Annotated in this window: 13 protein-coding genes; 4 read left to right on the top strand and 9 right to left on the bottom strand. The window is 71.0% G+C overall.

Features of this window, described 5'->3' with window-relative positions:
- Positions 1-20: 20 nt before the first annotated feature.
- From AC0VYD_RS05780 to AC0VYD_RS05770, 3 genes are read left to right on the top strand one after another with little or no spacing between them, the layout of a single operon-like run.
- Positions 21-956, top strand: coding sequence for an ABC transporter permease (locus AC0VYD_RS05780; protein ID WP_475478921.1), 936 nt, complete (start codon positions 21-23; stop codon positions 954-956).
- Positions 953-1,837, top strand: coding sequence for an ABC transporter permease (locus AC0VYD_RS05775; RefSeq protein WP_475478920.1), 885 nt, complete (start codon positions 953-955; stop codon positions 1,835-1,837). The genes AC0VYD_RS05780 and AC0VYD_RS05775 overlap by 4 nt, the downstream gene beginning before the upstream one ends.
- Positions 1,834-3,522, top strand: a complete 1,689-nt coding sequence (locus tag AC0VYD_RS05770) for an ABC transporter ATP-binding protein (RefSeq protein ID WP_475478919.1) — start codon at positions 1,834-1,836, stop codon at positions 3,520-3,522. Before AC0VYD_RS05775 ends, AC0VYD_RS05770 begins: the two co-directional genes overlap by 4 nt.
- A gap of 119 nt (positions 3,523-3,641) precedes the next feature.
- Here the strand turns inward: AC0VYD_RS05770 and AC0VYD_RS05765 are convergent, their stop codons facing one another.
- From AC0VYD_RS05765 to AC0VYD_RS05755, 3 genes are all read right to left on the bottom strand, one after another.
- Complete coding sequence (locus AC0VYD_RS05765) at positions 3,642-4,886, bottom strand: multidrug effflux MFS transporter (RefSeq protein WP_475478918.1); 1,245 nt, start codon at positions 4,884-4,886, stop codon at positions 3,642-3,644.
- 149 nt (positions 4,887-5,035) lie between these two features.
- Positions 5,036-5,875, bottom strand: coding sequence for a GNAT family N-acetyltransferase (locus AC0VYD_RS05760; RefSeq protein WP_473036335.1), 840 nt, complete (start codon positions 5,873-5,875; stop codon positions 5,036-5,038).
- Between the two features lie 109 nt (positions 5,876-5,984).
- The gene (locus AC0VYD_RS05755; protein WP_475480193.1) at positions 5,985-7,646 is read right to left on the bottom strand and encodes an alpha/beta hydrolase; all 1,662 of its coding nucleotides are present in this window, start codon (positions 7,644-7,646) and stop codon (positions 5,985-5,987) included.
- 121 nt (positions 7,647-7,767) lie between these two features.
- Between AC0VYD_RS05755 and AC0VYD_RS05750 the strand changes: the two genes are divergently transcribed.
- Entirely contained in the window at positions 7,768-8,232 is a 465-nt protein-coding gene (locus AC0VYD_RS05750) for an Lrp/AsnC family transcriptional regulator (protein ID WP_191268233.1), read from the top strand.
- Positions 8,233-8,320: 88 nt separating this feature from the next.
- On the opposite strand, the gene AC0VYD_RS05745 is transcribed toward AC0VYD_RS05750, so the two are convergent.
- The 6 genes from AC0VYD_RS05745 to AC0VYD_RS05720 form a co-directional block, all read right to left on the bottom strand.
- On the bottom strand, positions 8,321-8,875 hold the full coding sequence (locus AC0VYD_RS05745) for a hypothetical protein (protein WP_475478917.1): 555 nt from the start codon (positions 8,873-8,875) through the stop codon (positions 8,321-8,323).
- A 148-nt stretch (positions 8,876-9,023) separates the two neighbouring features.
- Positions 9,024-10,745: a flavin monoamine oxidase family protein gene (locus tag AC0VYD_RS05740; protein WP_475478916.1), complete on the bottom strand. Its 1,722-nt coding sequence runs from the start codon at positions 10,743-10,745 to the stop codon at positions 9,024-9,026.
- Positions 10,746-10,801: 56 nt separating this feature from the next.
- Entirely contained in the window at positions 10,802-11,605 is an 804-nt protein-coding gene (locus AC0VYD_RS05735; RefSeq protein ID WP_475478915.1) for a carbon-nitrogen hydrolase family protein, read from the bottom strand.
- A gap of 262 nt (positions 11,606-11,867) precedes the next feature.
- The gene (locus tag AC0VYD_RS05730; protein ID WP_475478914.1) at positions 11,868-13,328 is read right to left on the bottom strand and encodes an amino acid permease; all 1,461 of its coding nucleotides are present in this window, start codon (positions 13,326-13,328) and stop codon (positions 11,868-11,870) included.
- 417 nt (positions 13,329-13,745) lie between these two features.
- Entirely contained in the window at positions 13,746-14,900 is a 1,155-nt protein-coding gene (gene ispG, locus AC0VYD_RS05725; protein ID WP_191268238.1) for a flavodoxin-dependent (E)-4-hydroxy-3-methylbut-2-enyl-diphosphate synthase, read from the bottom strand.
- Between the two features lie 244 nt (positions 14,901-15,144).
- Positions 15,145-16,503 (bottom strand): M50 family metallopeptidase, encoded by a 1,359-nt coding sequence (locus AC0VYD_RS05720; protein WP_475478913.1) that lies wholly within the window; start codon positions 16,501-16,503, stop codon positions 15,145-15,147.
- Between the last annotated feature and the right edge of the window lie 10 nt (positions 16,504-16,513).

Here is a 16,513-nt window from a genome sequence, read left to right as displayed (position 1 = left end):
CCCGCTGACGAAAGCTCACCATGACCCGACTCATCGTCGTCCGCCTCCTCTTCGGCGCACTGACGCTCTGGGCGGTGTCCCTCGTGGTCTTCGCGGCCACGCAGGCACTGCCCGGCGACGCGGCCCAGCTGATCCTGGGCCGCGACGCCACCCCGGAGCGGTTGGAGGCGCTGCGCGACCAGCTCAACCTGCACGAGCCCGTGGCCGTGCAGTACATGCAGTGGCTCCAGGGGATCGTCCAGGGCGACCTGGGCACCTCCTTCTCCAACGGGCTGCCCGTCGCCGAGTACCTCCTGAGCCCCGTCCAGAGCTCGCTGACCCTGATGGGACTGGCCGCCCTGGTCGCCACCCCCGTCTCCCTGTTCATCGGCGCGTTCAGCGCCCTGCGGCGGGACCGCACCTTCGACCACGCCTCCTCTATGGGCACCCTGGTCGTGGCGTCCATCCCCGAGTTCGTGGTCGGCATCCTGCTGATCCTGATGCTCGGCCCGGGCGGCCTGGGGCTGTTCCCGTCCGTCTACGCCCGTGAGGGCGGCCCCGAGCAGTGGGTCCTTCCGGTGCTGACACTGGCGCTGGCGGTCGCCCCGCCGATCGTCCGCATGATGCGGGCGACGATGATCGAGGTCCTGGAGAGCGAGTACGTGCAACAGGCCCGGCTCAAGGGCATGAGCGAGCGCACGGTGCTGTGGCGGCACGCCGCGCCCAACGCGATCGGGCCGGTGGCCCAGGTGGTCGCCCTCCAGCTGGCCTGGCTGGCCGGCGGTGTGGTGGCCATCGAGTTCCTGTTCAACTTCCCCGGTGTCGGCAAGGTCCTCATGGACGCCATCGAGAACCGCGACGTGCCGCTGATCCAGGCCGTGGTTCTGCTCATCGCGGGGATCTACATCCTGGTCAACCTGATCGCGGACGTGATCGGGCTGGCGGCCAACCCGAAGGTGAGGGTCGCGAACCGATGAGTGGATCTTCGACGAGTACCGCCCCCGCGGCGCCGGCCCGGCGCCGCCCGGGGCTCTTCCGGACCGCGTGGCGGTTCGGCCGCACCAAGGTCGGTGTGGCCCTGACCGCCCTCATCGTCCTGATCGCCGTGCTGGGCCCGTTCGTGGCCCCGTACACCCCGACCGAGTTCGTGGCCAAACCGTACGAGACGGGCGTCGACGGCGCCCTGTTCGGCGGGGACAACCGCGGCCGCGACGTGCTGACCCGCTTCATGTGGGGCGGCTGGACGCTGCTCCTGCTGGCCGGTTCGGCCGCCGCCGTCGGCGTGGCCGCCGGAACGGTCGTCGGCATCATCGCCGGTTACCGCCGCGGCTGGGTGGACGACGTCCTCATGCGGGCCAACGACGTGCTGCTGGCCTTCCCGCAGCTGATCGCCGCACTGCTGGTGATGTCGATCATCGGCCCGAAGGTGTGGCTGATCGTGGCGGTCATCGCCGTCTCGCACATGCCGCGGGTCGCCCGGGTCATCCGCGAGGCCACCCGCAAGGTGATCGAGCAGGACTACGTGAAGGCCGCCGAGGCGATCGGGCTGCCGCGCTGGCGGATCATGACGGTGGAGATCCTGCCGAACGTGACCAGCCCGCTGCTGGTGGAGCTGGGTCTGCGCCTGACCTACTCCATCGGCGTGGTGGCCGTGCTCGGCTTCCTCGGCATGGGCCTGCAGCCGCCCACAGCGGACTGGGGCCTGATGATCAACGAGAACCGCCAGGGCATGGCCGTGCAGCCGTGGGCGGTGGCACTGCCCGTGACCGCGATCGCGGTGCTGACCGTCGGCGCCAACCTCATCACCGACGGGCTCTCCCGTGCGGCGATCGGTATCGACCGGGGGGTCGAGAAGTGACGGAGAACGAGCACACGGAGAACACGGACACGGGGTCCGGGGCCGCCGGCGGCGCGGCCCGCGACGGCGAGGCCGTGCTGGTGGTCGACGGTCTGACCGTGATCGGTCGCCCCTCGGACGTCGAGATCATCAGCGGCGTCTCGATCACCGTGAAGCGGGGCGAGATCCTCGGCCTGGTCGGGGAGTCCGGTTCGGGCAAGACCACGCTGGGGCTGTCGCTGCTGGCGCACTGCAAGCGCGCCACGGAGATCACCGGCGGCCAGGTGCGTGTCGGCGGCCAGGACCTGGCCGGGCTGGACGAGAAGGGGGTCCGGCGGCTGCGCGGCCGCGCGGTGGCCTACATCCCCCAGTCGCCCGCCTCCGCGCTCAACCCGGCCCTGCGCCTGGGTGTACAGCTGCGGGAGGCACTGCACGACGACTCGCTGTCGGAGCAGGAGGTCGTCGGGCGGGTCCGCGAGGTCCTGCGCGAGGTGGCGCTGCCCGACGACGACGCCTTCCTGCGCCGTTACCCGCACCAGCTGTCCGGCGGCCAGCAGCAGCGGGTGGCGATCGCGATGGCGTTCGTGGGCCGTCCGGAGGTGATCGTGCTCGACGAGCCGACCACCGGACTGGACGTGACCACGCAGGCGCACGTGCTGGAGACCATCCGGGCGATGACCCGTGACTACGGGACCGCCGGTGTGTACATCAGCCACGACATGGCCGTGGTGGCCGACCTGGCCGACGACATCGCGGTCATGTACCGGGGCGAGGTCGTCGAGCGCGGACGCGCCGCCGAGGTGCTCTCCGACCCCCGGCACGCGTACACCCGGCAACTGCTGCTGGCGGTGCCGCTGCTGCGGACGTCGGGGCACGAGGAGGCCGAGCCGGAGGAGGAACCGCTGCTGCGGGTCTCCGGTCTGACCGCCGGGTACGGGCGCACGAAGGTGCTGGAGGGGATCGACGTCTCGGTCTCCCGCGGCGAGTGCGTGGCCCTGCTGGGCGAGTCGGGTTCGGGCAAGACGACCCTGTCGCGTTCGGTGGCGGGCCTGCACCACCAGTTCACCGGTGAGGTCCTCTTCGACGGCGATCGGCTCGCGACCAGCAGCTACCGCCGTACGGCCGCGCAGCGCCGCCGGGTGCAGTACGTGTTCCAGAACCCGTACGAGGCGCTGAACCCGCGCAAGCGGGTGCGGGAGCAGATCCTGGGCCCGTACCGGCACCTGGTGGGCCGCCCGGAGGACCCGGACGCCGTGGTGGCCGAGTCCCTGGAGCGGGCCGCGCTGCCCGCCTCCTACGCGGACCGCTTCCCCGAGCAGCTCAGCGGCGGCGAGCGCCAGCGCGTGTGTATCGCGCGTGCGGTGGCGACCGACCCGGCCCTGCTGGTGTGCGACGAGATCACCTCGGCGCTGGACGTGTCGGTGCAGGCGGAGATCGTGAAACTGCTGCGCGGCCTCCAGGACCAGGGCATGGCGCTGCTGTTCGTCACGCACAACATCGCGCTGGTGTCCAACATCGCGGACCGGGTCGCCATCCTCAACAAGGGCGAGATCGTCGAGTACGGTCCGGTCGGTCAGGTCATGTCGGCGCCGCAGCACGAGTACACGCGCGCGCTGATCGCCGACACCCCGGACTTCGAGCTGTCCTTCCCGGGCGCCCAGGAGCGTCTGGGCCTGGCGGAGGAGGAGCGGGCCGTGGAGGGCTGAGCCCCCCCGACGGTGCTACGGGCCCGCGGAGGCCGAACGCGGAGGCGGGGTGTGCGGTGCGCGCCCCGCCTCCGCGTTCACCGGGGGCGGTCGCGGCCGACGTCCGCGCCCCGGAGGGCTCACTCCCCCGGTGCCGGGGCGCCGGTGTGCGGGTCGGGCTCTCCGGCCCTGGTCGGCGGGCGGGTCATGGTGGCCATGACCAGCAGCCCCAGGGCCGAGGTGCCGAACAGGAGCAGCCCCATCGGGACCGCCGTGGTCTCGTCCAGGCCGACCAGGGGGGCGACCGCGGCACCGATCAGCATGGGCAGGGCGCCCAGGAGTGAGCTGGCGCTCCCGGCCCGGTTCTCCTGGCCCTCCATCGCCAGGGCGAACGAGCCGGTGAGGACCACGCCCATGCAGGTCATGTAGGCGAAGATGGGCACGACCAGGAGCACCAGCGGGCCCTGGAGGAGCGCGGTGGCGAGCACCACCGACGTCGCCGCCACCGCGGTGGCCACGGCCAGGCGCAGCAGGGAGCGTTCACCGAACCTCTCGCTGAGCCGGCCCACGGCGGTGCTGCCCAGGATGATCGCGATTCCGTTGACCCCGAAGAGCACCCCGAAGACCTGCGGGGACACCCCGTACAGGTCCTGGTAGACGAACGGGGTCCCGGCGACGTAGGCGAAGCTGCCGCCGTGCAGCAGCCCGACCACCAGGGTGTATCCCAGGTACCGGCGGTCGCGCAGCAGGGCGCCCATCGTGCGCAGACTGCCGCCCGGGGTGCCGGGGATGCGGCGCTCCCTCGGAAGGGTCTCCGGCAGGCGCAGGGCGACGACCAGCACGATCACGGCGCCGAGCAGGGCCAGCGTCCAGAAGACGCTCCGCCAGTCGGTGAAGGGCAACCACAGGACCCCGCCGCCGAGAACGGGCGCCACCATCGGGGCCACCGCGACCACGGCCATGATCAGGGCGAAGAAGCGGGTCAGCGCCGCGCCGTCGAAGACGTCGCGCACCACCGCCCGGGAGAGCACCACGCCCGCACTGGCCGTGAACCCCTGGAGGAAGCGGCCGAGCACCAGCACCGCCGTGTCGGGGGCGAGGGCGCACAGGGCCGAGGCCAGGACGAACAGGGCGAGGCAGACCAGGAGCGGGCCCCTGCGGCCCCGGGCGTCGCTGAGCGGCCCGATCACCACCTGACCGACGGCGAGTCCGACCAGGCAGGAGGTCAGGCTCAACTGCACCTGTGAGGCATTGGCCCCGAGGTCGGCGGAGATCTCCGGAAAGGCCGGAAGGTACATGTCGATGTTGAGCGGGCCCAACACCGTGAGCAGGGCGAGCAGGAGGGCCAGGCCCAGGCGGGCGCGCCCGGTCGGGTTGCGGAGCATCAGGCCTCTCTCGGGCACCGGGGGACGTGGGCGGGGCGGCCCGTCCACGGTACCGAGCCGTCGCGCCGGCGCCCCCGTGCCCGGGCCCAACCTGACGGGGACCGGTCAGGAACGGGGTCCGGGCGGGCACGGCCATCGGACGGGCGCGGTCAGAAGAGGACCGACATGACCTCTCCGACCTGCCGGAAGCCGACCCGCTGGTAGGTGGCGCGGGCCGGGGTGTTGAAGTCGTTGACGTACAGCGTCACCCGGGGCGCGATCTCGGCCAGCGCGTAGTTGACCACCGCGGCCATACCCGCGCTGGAGTGGCCCCGGCCGCGCAGGTCGGGATGCACCCACACGCCCTGGACCTGGCAGGCGTGCCGGGTGACGGCGCCTATCTCGGCCTTGAAGACCACGCGGCCGTCCTCGATCCGCGCGAAGGCGCGGCCGGTGCGGACCAGTTCCTCGACGCGGGCGCGGTAGAGCGCGCCGCCGTCGCCGGAGTCCGGCGGTACCCCGACCTCCTCGGTGAACATGGCGACGCAGGCGGGCACCAGGGTGTTGATCTCGTGGATCCGGACGCGTCGCACCAGCGGGTCGGGGGCGACCTCGGGCGGCCCGTCGATCTCCAGGACCGGCTGGCTGGCCCGGATCACGCGGGCCGGGCCCCAGGCCGGGGTGACCTGTTGCCAGAAGTCGTTGACCGCCTCCACCGGGCCGACGATCGAGGAGCAGCGGCGGCCCCGCCAGCGGGCGTGGTCGGCGAAGCTGCGCACGGCGGCCGGTCCGGCGTTGACCGGGACGAGGTTTGCGCCCGAGTAGCACAGGGCGGTGAGCCTGCCGCGTTCGGTGTGGCCCCAGACCTCGGCGCCGCCGCCCCCGGAGATACCGGTGGTCATCAGGCGTGAGGCGACGAAGACGTTGCCTACGGGGTCGGTGTCCAGGAGCGCGCTGACGGCCTCCCGGTCTCGTTCTCCAAGGATCCGAACCGCCGAGGTTCGCAGCATCGCATCTCCCCCATCTACCCGGTCACCGTGTCCGGCGGGATGCCGGAGCGGCTCGCGGGCCCACGACGAATTCGCGCCGATTCCAGACTATTCGACCACCTGCCCGGACTCACCTGGATGTTTCGAGTCCGAACGGGCCGAGTCGGTCCACCGGGGTGCGGGGGGTGCTCTGGGCGCTGCGCGGCTGCGGTTCGGGCCGGGCATCGCAGGTCAGGTCCGGTCCCTGGTCTCGGCGCCGCGGCAGGTCCCCCGTCCGGAGGTAGGCGACGACGGCCTCGTCGACGCAGGTGTTGCCCGTGAGCGAGACGCCGTGTGTGACACCGCCCTCCTCGATGACCAGGGAGGAGCCGGGCAGGCGGTCGCGCAGGGCGTGCGCCCCCTCCACGGGGGTGGCGCCGTCCTCGGTGGCGTGGACGAGGAGGGCGTCGCCGTCGTAGGCGGGGTGGTCGTAGGGGCCGTCTCCGACCTGGAACCAGAGGTCGGGTTCGCCCTCCCAGAAGAGGCAGGGGGCGTTGTACCAGATGTTGTGCCACCCCATGAAGGGTGCGTCCCGGTGGACCTCCCGGGCGTCCGAGCGCCAGGTGTCCCAGTCCCGGGGCCACAGGGCGTCGGTGCACTGGACCGCGAGGTAGCCGCCGTAGCCGGGGTCGCTGTCCGCGTCGTCGCCGTAGGCCTCGTGCAGGGCGAGGAGCGGATCGGGGTCGTCCTCGTTGATCCGGGCGGCCAGGGCGCCCGCGACGGCGGGCCAGGTCTTCCCGCTGTAGGCGACGACGATGACGGCGCCCTCCAGCTCGGTGGGGCCGACCGTGTCCAGGTCCGGGGCCTCCCGCAGTTCGGCGCGCAGGTCGTAGTAGGCCCCGGCGACGGTCTCCCCGTCGGTGCCCAGGCCGTAGGTGTCGTCGTGGCGGGCGACCCAGTCGAAGAAGTTTCCGGCGGACCGGTCCAGGGCGCGGCTCTGCACGAGGTTGCTCTCGTACCAGGGGTTGTCCGGGTTGACGACGCTGTCCAGGACCAGGGCGCGCACGCTGCGGGGGTAGAGCGAGGCGTAGACGGTGCCGAGGTAGCTGCCGTAGGAGTAGCCCAGGTAGTCGATCTGTTCCAGGCCGAGGGCGACCCGGATGTCGTCCATGTCGTGCGCGGTGTCCTCGGTGCGCATGTGGTCCAGGAGCGGCCCGGCGTCCTCGGCGCAGGCTGCGGCGTAGGCCTCGGCGTCGGCGAGCAGGGCCCGTTCCGCCACGGCGTCGGCGGGGACGGTGTCCTTGCGGACCGGGGCGAAGAAGCCGGGGTCGCAGTTGACGGCGGGGGTGGAGGCTCCCATGCCGCGCGGGTCGAAGGCGACCACGTCGTGGTTCCGGCGGAGTTCCTCGGGCATCCGGTTGTGGGTGTGCGCGGCCCACGTGCGGCCCGCGCTGCCCGGTCCGCCGGGGTTGACCAGTACGGTGTGCTCCGCGGTGCCGGTGGCGGGGACGCGGGAGAGGGCGATCTCCACGGTCTCGGCGAGGTCGTCGACGCGTTCGCCGCCGGCGGTCCGGGCCAGCGGGACGGTGATGGCGGCGCACTCCAGGCTCGTGCCGCCGACCGGTTCGAGGTCCTCGCAGGGCTGCCAGTCGAGCGCCTTCTGGTCGATCCGGGTGGCGGGCGCGGCCGCCGCCTCGCCGGGGGCGGCGTGCGCCGCAGGTGCGGCCAGCAGGGAGGCCAGCAGGGCCCCGGCGGAGATGGCTGCCCACTGCGTGCCCGTCGATCGCACTCGTCTACCCCCGATGCCGACCATATTGTCCTTGTGCATTGTCTCTGTTACTGAGGGTGACATTGGGAAGCGACACGGGGCCCAGGTGGACACTCTCCCGGTAACATGTGCCCTGGTCAGATCAGACGTGGACAAAAGGGGCACAATGCGGCTTGATCGTGTCGATGAGCGGATCATCGCGATACTCGGTGCGGACGCGCGGATGAGCTTCGCCGAGATCGGCGGCGAGGTCGGCCTCAGCCCCTCCGCCGTGAAGCGCCGGGTGGACCGCCTGATCGAGTCCGGCGCCGTGCGCGGCTTCACCGTGGTCGTCGAGCCCCAGGCGATCGGCTGGACCACCGAGGCCTTCATCGAGCTCTACTGCCGGGCGCGCACCTCCCCGGGCGAGATCCGCGTCGGCCTCGCGGGCTACCCGGAGATCACCTCGGCGTGCACCGTCACCGGTGAGGCCGACGCCATAGTCCAGGTCCGCGCCCGCGACACCCACCACCTGGAAGAGGTCATCGAGCGCATCGGCGCCGAACCCTTCGTGGTGCGCACCAAGAGCACCCTGGTGCTGTCCCGTCTGGTCGACCAGCCCGTCCTCGCCGGAGCCGCCGGCCTGGACTAGTGGGCTGACCGGGAGCGCTGTCCGGTGTGGACCAGGGGCCTGCGCGCCGAGGAAAGGACGAGCCCGGTAGAGCCCTGCGGTCACCGCACTAGTAGGTCTGCGCGAAGACGGCCCGCATGAACAGGCAGAAGACCAGCGCGAGACCGAGGTAGGCCGGAACCGGCCACCAACTGCGGTCCAGGGTCACCGGGCCGCAGCGCCGGGGGCGGGCCGCACGCGCCGCCTGGCGGATCGCGGCGGCCGCCCGCTCCGCCTGCCTGCTGAGCGGAAACGGAAACTTCGGGCCACGCTGATGGGAGGTGGCCTTCACCACCTGACCGTTCAGGAGAACGATCCTGATCCCGCCCCACTCATCCACCGTGACCTTCCGGATGTCGGACAGGTCCAGCCGAGTCGTGGACAGGACGCCGTTCACCCGGATGCGCCGGGGACCGATCCACACGTGGCGCCCGAACACGGTGGCGAGGATCAGCCAGATCAGGCCCGTTACCACGAAGAACACCGGAACAGCGTCGACCGGGCCTATGCGTGGGTCCGCGGACACGTACAGCATGCCCAGAGGCATGAAGAGCAGGAGGCACAGAGCGAGCGGCGCCGGAGACCAGAGCACCTGACGAAGCGAGACCCTCGTGTGGGATGGCATGGGGGATGTGCCTTCACGGTTCTGGGACAGAGAACCGGAACAAAGTACCAGGTAGGCGCAGGAAAGGACCCCGGGCGCGCTGTCGGGGAGCGCGTCCGGGGTCCCGGGAGGCCCGGCAGGGGCCTCGTTCCGTGGGCCAGCGCGTGGGTCAGTCCTCGGGGAGGGCGACCGGGGCCAGCTCGTCGAACAGGTCGCCCGGGCCGGGGTTGGCGGGGTCGGTCCGACCACCGAAGTGGTGCATGACGCCCCACACGGCGTTCAGGGCCGTCTGCACCGCGCCCTCGGCCCAGCCGGCGGTCCAGGACACGTCGTCGCCGGCCAGGAACAGCCCCCGGTGGCGCTCGGCCAGGTCGTCCTGGTGGAAGTGGGTGAACAGGCGCCGCTGGTACCGGTAGTGGCCGGGCAGGTTGGCCTTGAACGCGCCCATGAAGTAGGGCTCGTCCTCCCAGGAGACGGTCACCGGGTCGCCGGTGATGTGCGAGCGGATGTCCACGTCCGGGTAGACCTTGCCGAGGGAGGCGAGCATGACCTCCATGCGCTCGTTGGCCGACAGCGGCAGCCACTTCAGCGAGTCGTCGCACCAGGTGTAGGACATGCAGATCGCCGCGGGGGCCTCGGGGTCCTCGCCCTCCAGCAGGTAGGTGCCCCGGGTCATCCGGTCGGTGAGCGTCATGCTCATGACGTCCCTACCGGTCTCGGGGTCCTTGTCCCGCCAGAACGCGCGGTCCACCGGCACGAACAGCTTCGAGGACTCCATGTAGTGGGTCCGCTCGATCGCCGTCCAGTGGTCGATCGGCAGCAGGTCGTCGTCGCAGTCGATCTTGGACAGCATCATCCAGGACTGCGCAGTGAACACCGCCGACGCGTAGGTGCGGGTGGAGCCGGAGGAGTCCGTGACCGTGATGTTGCCCGCCGGGGAGCCCTTGGCCGCGGTACGGCGCAGCGCCGTCACGGCCGGCCGCGGCTCGCCCCCGTGCAGCGAGGCCAGGGAGGTGCCCTGCGCCCAGTGCACGAGCTTGTCCGGGGCGTCCTCCCACAGGCGCAGCGGAAGCTGGTCGACGCCGCCCACGATGCCCATGTGGTCGTCGTCGGCACCGGTGTAGGTGACCCGCAGGATCTCCAGGATGGAGTTGGGGAAGTCGGTGTCCCAACCGCCGGTGCCGAAGCCCACCTGGCCGAAGACCTCGCGGTTGCGGAAGGAGGAGAAGCCCGGGGACTCGCACAGGAAACCGTAGAAGGTCTGGTTGTCCAGCTTCTCGACCAGCCGGTTCCAGATCTCCTTCTGGGTGGCCGTGTCGCGTTCCCGGATCGCCTTCTGCATCCGGGTGTGCTCGACGCTCTCCAGGGTCCGGTCCCAGGCCTGCGCCACGTCCCGGTACACCTGCGGCAGGTCGTCCAGGTGCGTCGCGTAGTGCGACTCGCCCTTGAGGTCGACGACGGTACTCGGGGTGGACGCCGCGAGCGGGTTGGGGAAGGGGCTGGTCCGCAGGCCCATCCGGTCCGCGTAGTGCCAGAAGGAGGTGGACGACGGCGGGAAGCGCATGGCGCCCATCTCGGCGACCACGTCGTCGGGGCAGCCGGGGAGGCGCTCGGTGCGCAGGCGGCCGCCGATCCGGTCGGCCTCGTACACGACCGGCTTCAGGCCCATCTTCATGAGCTCGTAGGCGGTGACGATGCCCGAGAGGCCGCCGCCGATGACCGCGACCTCGGTGCCGTGGTGCTCGGCGGGAACCTGGCCCAGCCCGGCGGGGTGCTCCAGGAAGGAGTCGTAGGCGAACGGGAAGTCGGGCCCGGACATGGTCAGCGGCCGTTCATCCGCCGGGGCGGTGGCGGGTGCGGTACCTGCGGCCGTGGGCACGGCAGACGTCATGAGGCCCTCCTTACGCTGGGGCTGGGTGTACGGGTTTCGGGATGCGGGTTCGGGTTTCAGCGCTCGAGCGCCGAGTACAGGGCCGGCAGGCGGTCGCCCAGGTAGGACAGTTCCGCCCGGGCGGCCTCGGTGGCGGCCGGGTCGACGTCACCGACCAGCAGGGCCTCCGTGGGGCCGGCCCGCAGCAGTTCGGTGCCGTCGGGGCCCACGAGGGTGCTCAGCCCGACGTAGTCGAGCTCCCCCTCGGTGTCGCAGCGGTTCACGTAGGCCAGGTGGATCTGGTTCTCCATCGCCCGGGCGGGGACGAGGAGGGTGGCCACCGAGGTGTCCGGCCCCATCAGGGCGGTGGGCACGACGAGGACGGTGGTCCCGGCCAGCGCGTGCGCCCGCACGGCCTCGGGGAACTCCACGTCGTAGCAGACCAGCAGGCCGACACGGTGGCCGCCGAGGTCGACCTGGACGACCAGTTCGCCGCCGGGGGCGAAGAGGTTCCGGTCCAGGTCGCCGAACAGGTGCGTCTTGCGGTAGAGCGCGCGGGAGGCCCCCGTGGCGTCCACGAACCGCACCGCGTTGTACACGTTCCCGTCCGCCCGCTCGGGGAAGCCGTAGACGATCGCGACCCCGGTGTCGGCGGCGATCCGGGAGACCGCCCGGAAGAGGGGCCCGTCGGCGGGCTCGGCCAGCCGTTCGACCCCTGCCCCGATGTTGTAGCCGGTCATCGACATCTCCGGGGTGACCAGCAGGGCCGCGCCGTCGGCCGCGGCCGCCCGGGCCCGCTCCCGGAGCCGGTCCAGGGAGGATGCGGGGTCGCCGCTGCGTCCCGTGCCCTGGTCGAGGGCCACTCGCAGTGTTTCGGGCATCGCCTGCCACCTCCCGGTGTTTCGTCGCTGGTCGGCCGCGTCCACTCTAGGCGTGCGGGGGCGTGGGAACCGTGTGTCGGACAGGCACTCTGTTGCGAGTTATCGCCGACATGACCCGTTTCGTTGCGCTGATGCGCACATACGCGCCGGATCGTTCAGCACCGCCGCTGACGGAGAACACGGGGGCGGGACCGGGGATTCCCCGGTCCCGCCCCCGGTCGGGTCACACCGCGCCCGGCTCGGAGCGCGGCCCGTGCGCGTCTCAGGCGCGGACCTCGGTGGCCGGTTCGGTCTCCAGCGCGGAACGGCGCATGCCGTAGCCGAAGTAGACCGCCAGGCCGACCACGAGCCAGGCGCCGAAGGCGATCCACACGCTCATCGGCATGCTGATCATCAGGTAGGCGCAGGCCAGGACGCCGAGGACCGGCGTGACCGGGGCTCCGGGCATCCGGAAGGCGCGCTTGAGGTCGGGACGGTTCCTGCGCAGCACCAGGACGGCCACGTTGACCAGGGCGAAGGCGAACAGGGTACCGATCGCGGTGGCGTCGGCGAGCGGACCGAGCGGGATGAGCGCCGCCAGGACGGCGATGGACACCGAGGTGATGACGGTGTTCGCGCGCGGGGTGCCCTTGGCGTCGACCTCGGAGAAGGCCTTGGGGATGAGCCCGTCGCGGGACATCGCGAAGAGGATGCGGGTCTGGCTGTAGAGCACGACCAGGACGACGCTGGCCAGGGCCAGGACGGCGCCGGCGGCGAAGATGACCGCCCAGATCGGGGTTCCGGTGACCGCGGTCAGGATCCCGGCCAGGGAGGTGCGTCCCGCGGCGAACTCGGTCCAGTTGAGGGCGCCGATCGCGCTGAAGGCCACCAGGCAGTAGATCGCGGTGACCACGATCATGGAGAACATGATGGCGCGCGGCAGGTCGCGCTGGGGGTTCTTGGCCTCCTCGCTGGCGGTGGAGGCCGAGTCGAAGCCGATGTAGGAGAAGAACAGGGTGGCGCCGGCGGCGGAGACACCGGCCATGCCCATCGGCATGAACGGGGCGAAGTTGCCGTCCTGGACGGCGGTGATCGCGATGGCCACGAACATCACCAGGACGGCGATCTTGATGGCGACCATGACGGCGTTGGCGCGGGTGCTCTCACGGACCCCGGCGAGCAGGGCGAACATGGACAGCAGGACCACGATGGCGGCGGGCAGGTTGACCAGGCCGCCCTCCAGGGGCCCGGCCAGGAAGGCGCCGGGCAGCGCCAGACCCGTGGTCAGTTCGAGGAGCTCGTTGATGTACTGGCCCCAGCCGACGCCGACCGCGGCGACGGAGACGCCGTAGGTGAGCATCAGACACCAGCCGCACACCCAGGCCATGAACTCGCCCATGGTGGCGTAGCTGTAGGAGTAGGCCGAGCCGGAGGCGGGGATCATCCCGGCCATCTCGGCGTAGGCGAGCGCGGAGAACAGCGCGGTGACACCGGCCAGGACGAACGCCAGGATGACGGCGGGCCCGGCGACCGGGACGGCCTCACCCAGGACGACGAAGATGCCGGTGCCCAGGGTGGCACCGATGCCGATCATGGACAGCTGCCAGAAACCCATGGTTCGGCGCAGCCCGGTGCCGCTCTCGGTCTCCGCCACCAGCTTCTCCACCGGCTTGCGCCGGCTCAGGCGCTGCCCGAGCGTGGGCACGGCCGTGCCCATCGGCGCGGGGGTCTTCTGGTCCACCACGAAATGACTCCTCGACGTTCTGCGGGACGGGCACACCGGAATCGGCGCCGCTCATCGAACCAACGGCGCCCCAAATGTGCCCTAGGCAACGGTAATGGTGTTGCCTGAGTAACATGACCCACATTCATTGCATTTGTCTGGCTTAAACGCTGCAATCGTGCGTATCCGGACAAGAAAACGCACGCGGGCGTGATGCAGGTCATATAAAATTACGCTCCGTGACTGAAATCGTCTGACCTGCGACGACGTCGGTGGAGCGCACCGGTAGGTGTAACGCCCGCAGCCCCGTGCTGTTCCATCCCGGCCGGGAGCGGAGGCCGGACCAACCGCCACCGACCGGGCCGCACGGCGACCCCGGACACGCGAAAGGGGAGCACGGCGGCTGCCGTGCTCCCCTTTCGGGAACCGTGGTGCGGGTCAGCCCGCCACGGAGACGCTGGGCTCGCCCTCGGCCCCGGCCTCGCCCATCTCCTCGGCGATGCGCATGGCCTCCTCGATGAGGGTCTCCACGATCTTGGACTCGGGAACGGTCTTGATGACCTCGCCCTTGACGAAGATCTGCCCCTTGCCGTTGCCCGAGGCCACACCCAGGTCGGCGTCGCGCGCCTCACCCGGGCCGTTGACGACACAGCCCATGACGGCCACCCGCAGCGGCACCTCCATGCCCTCCAGCCCGGCGGTGACCTCCTCGGCGAGCGTGTACACGTCCACCTGGGCACGGCCGCAGCTCGGGCAGGAGACGATCTCCAGGCCGCGCTCACGCAGGCCCAGCGACTCCAGGATCTGCGCGCCGACCTTGACCTCCTCGGCGGGCGGGGCGGACAGGGAGACGCGGATGGTGTCGCCGATCCCCTCCGAGAGCAGCGCACCGAAGGCCACCGAGGACTTGATGGTGCCCTGGAAGGCCGGACCGGCCTCGGTCACACCCAGGTGCAGCGGGTAGTCGCAGGCCTGCGACAGCAACCGGTAGGCGTTGACCATCACCACCGGGTCGTTGTGCTTGACCGAGATCTTGATGTCCCGGAAGCCGTGCTCCTCGAACAGCGAGCACTCCCACAGCGCCGATTCCACCAGCGCCTCGGGTGTGGCCCTGCCGTACTTGGCGAGCAGGCGCTTGTCGAGAGAGCCGGCGTTGACCCCGATCCGGATCGGGGTACCGGCCTCGCCGGCCGCCTTGGCGATCTCGGCGACCTTGTCGTCGAACTTCTTGATGTTGCCGGGGTTCACGCGGACCGCGGCGCAGCCCGCCTCGATCGCCGCGAACACGTACTTGGGCTGGAAGTGGATGTCGGCGATCACCGGAATCTGCGACTTCCTGGCGATGATCGGCAGCGCGTCGGCGTCCTCGTTGGTGGGGACGGCCACGCGGACGATCTGGCAGCCGGAAGCGGTCAGCTCGGCGATCTGCTGGAGGGTCGCGTTGACGTCGGAGGTGCGGGTGGTCGTCATCGACTGCACGGACACCGGGGCGTCCCCGCCGACAGGAACGTTCCCGACCATGATCTGCCGGGTCTTGCGCCGGGTCGCCAGCGGGCGCGGCGGTGTGGCGGGAATACCGAGATCGATGGTCACGCTTGATTCACCTCGTCTGCCGCCGAGAGGGAGAGCGGCACTTGATGTCGTCCGGTTCGTGGGAAAGGGCACACGGAGCACAGCGCCCGAAACCGCGTCCGGGATTCCGTCCGGGCGGCCTGGGCCGCGGCGTCGTTCCCGGAACGCGACCCCAAGGTTACCCGCCCCCGGGCGAACGCTCGGCACGTCGTGGCCCTGCTCACACCGGTTCGGACAGAGTTCACCCGCGGTTCCCGCGTCGGGGTCAGCCGAACAGCCGGACCGGGTTGATCAGGTCGGCCACGAGCAGGATGACGCTGAACACGAGGAAACAGGCCACGACCACGTAGGCCACCGGGGTCAGCAGCGCCACGTCCACCGGCCCCGGGTCCGGGCGCCGGAACAGCCGGGCCGTCCACCTCTTGACGGACTCCCAGATCGCCCCCGCCATGTGCCCGCCGTCCAGCGGCAGGATCGGCAGCATGTTGAAGGCGAACAGGAAGAGGTTCACGCTGGCGAGGATGCTGAGCATGATGGCGACGGTGTCGATCAGCGGCAGGCCCTGGGACATGATCTCGCCGCCGATGCGGGAGATACCGACGATGCCCACGGGGGAGTCCTCGGTGCGCTGCTCGCCCAGGAAGGCGGCGCCGAACACCTCCGGGACCCGGCTGGGCAGCGCGATGATGGCCTCGCCGACGCCGACCAGCATGGAACCCACCTCGGAGGCCGACTCCGCGACGGTGAGGGGCTGGCGCTCCTGCATGAACAGCACGCCCAGGAAGCCGACCGTCTCGGTGGCCACGACCCGGCGCCCCTGTTCGTCGTAGACGAGGTCGCCCTCGGCGTCGGTCTCGTAGACGGGGTCGCCGTCGGCGTTCCGGGCGGCCAGCTCGTTCTCGACGATGTCGACGGTGGTGGTGAACTGCTCGCCGTCACGCTCGATGACGAACTCGGTGGGGCCGAGCGAGGCACGGATCGCCCGGTTGACGGTGGCCCCGTCGGGGGTGGGCTCGCCGTCGATCGAGACGATGGTGTCACCGGGCTCCAGCCCGGCCTCGTGGGCCGGGGTGGGGGCGAACTCGTCGGTGCACTCGGTGGCGGTCACCTGGGCGGGGACCACGCACTCACGGACCGCGCCGAGCTGGGGGACGTCCTTGGGGACGCCGATGCCCATGAAGAGCACGCCCAGCAGGACCACCGCGAGGACGAGGTTCATCGCCGGTCCGGCGAACATGACGATCAGGCGTTTCCAGGGGGCCCGCTGGTAGAACTGCCGGTCCTGGTCCTCGGGGGCCAGCTCCACGTAGGAGGCCTCCCGGGCGTCCTCGGCCATCGCCCGCCAACGGGAGATCTTCCGGGCGCCGGCATCCTCCCGGACCCGGGCGGGCGGCAGCATGCCGACCATGCGCACGAACCCGCCCAGCGGCACGGCCTTGATCCCGTACTCGGTCTCGCCCCTGCGCACCGACCACAGTGTCCTGCCGAAGCCCACCATGAACTCGGTGCACTTGATGCCGAACATCTTCGCGGTGGACATGTGGCCGAGCTCGTGCCAGGCGATCGAAAACAGCAGTCCCAGCACGAACAGGACGATCCCGACCACGGTCAGCAGCACGACCATGCATCTCTCC

This window comes from Nocardiopsis sp. iso_40 (assembly GCF_056173285.1).
Note: the sequence above shows the minus strand (reverse complement) of the source record. Positions and strands in the feature narration are given on the sequence as shown.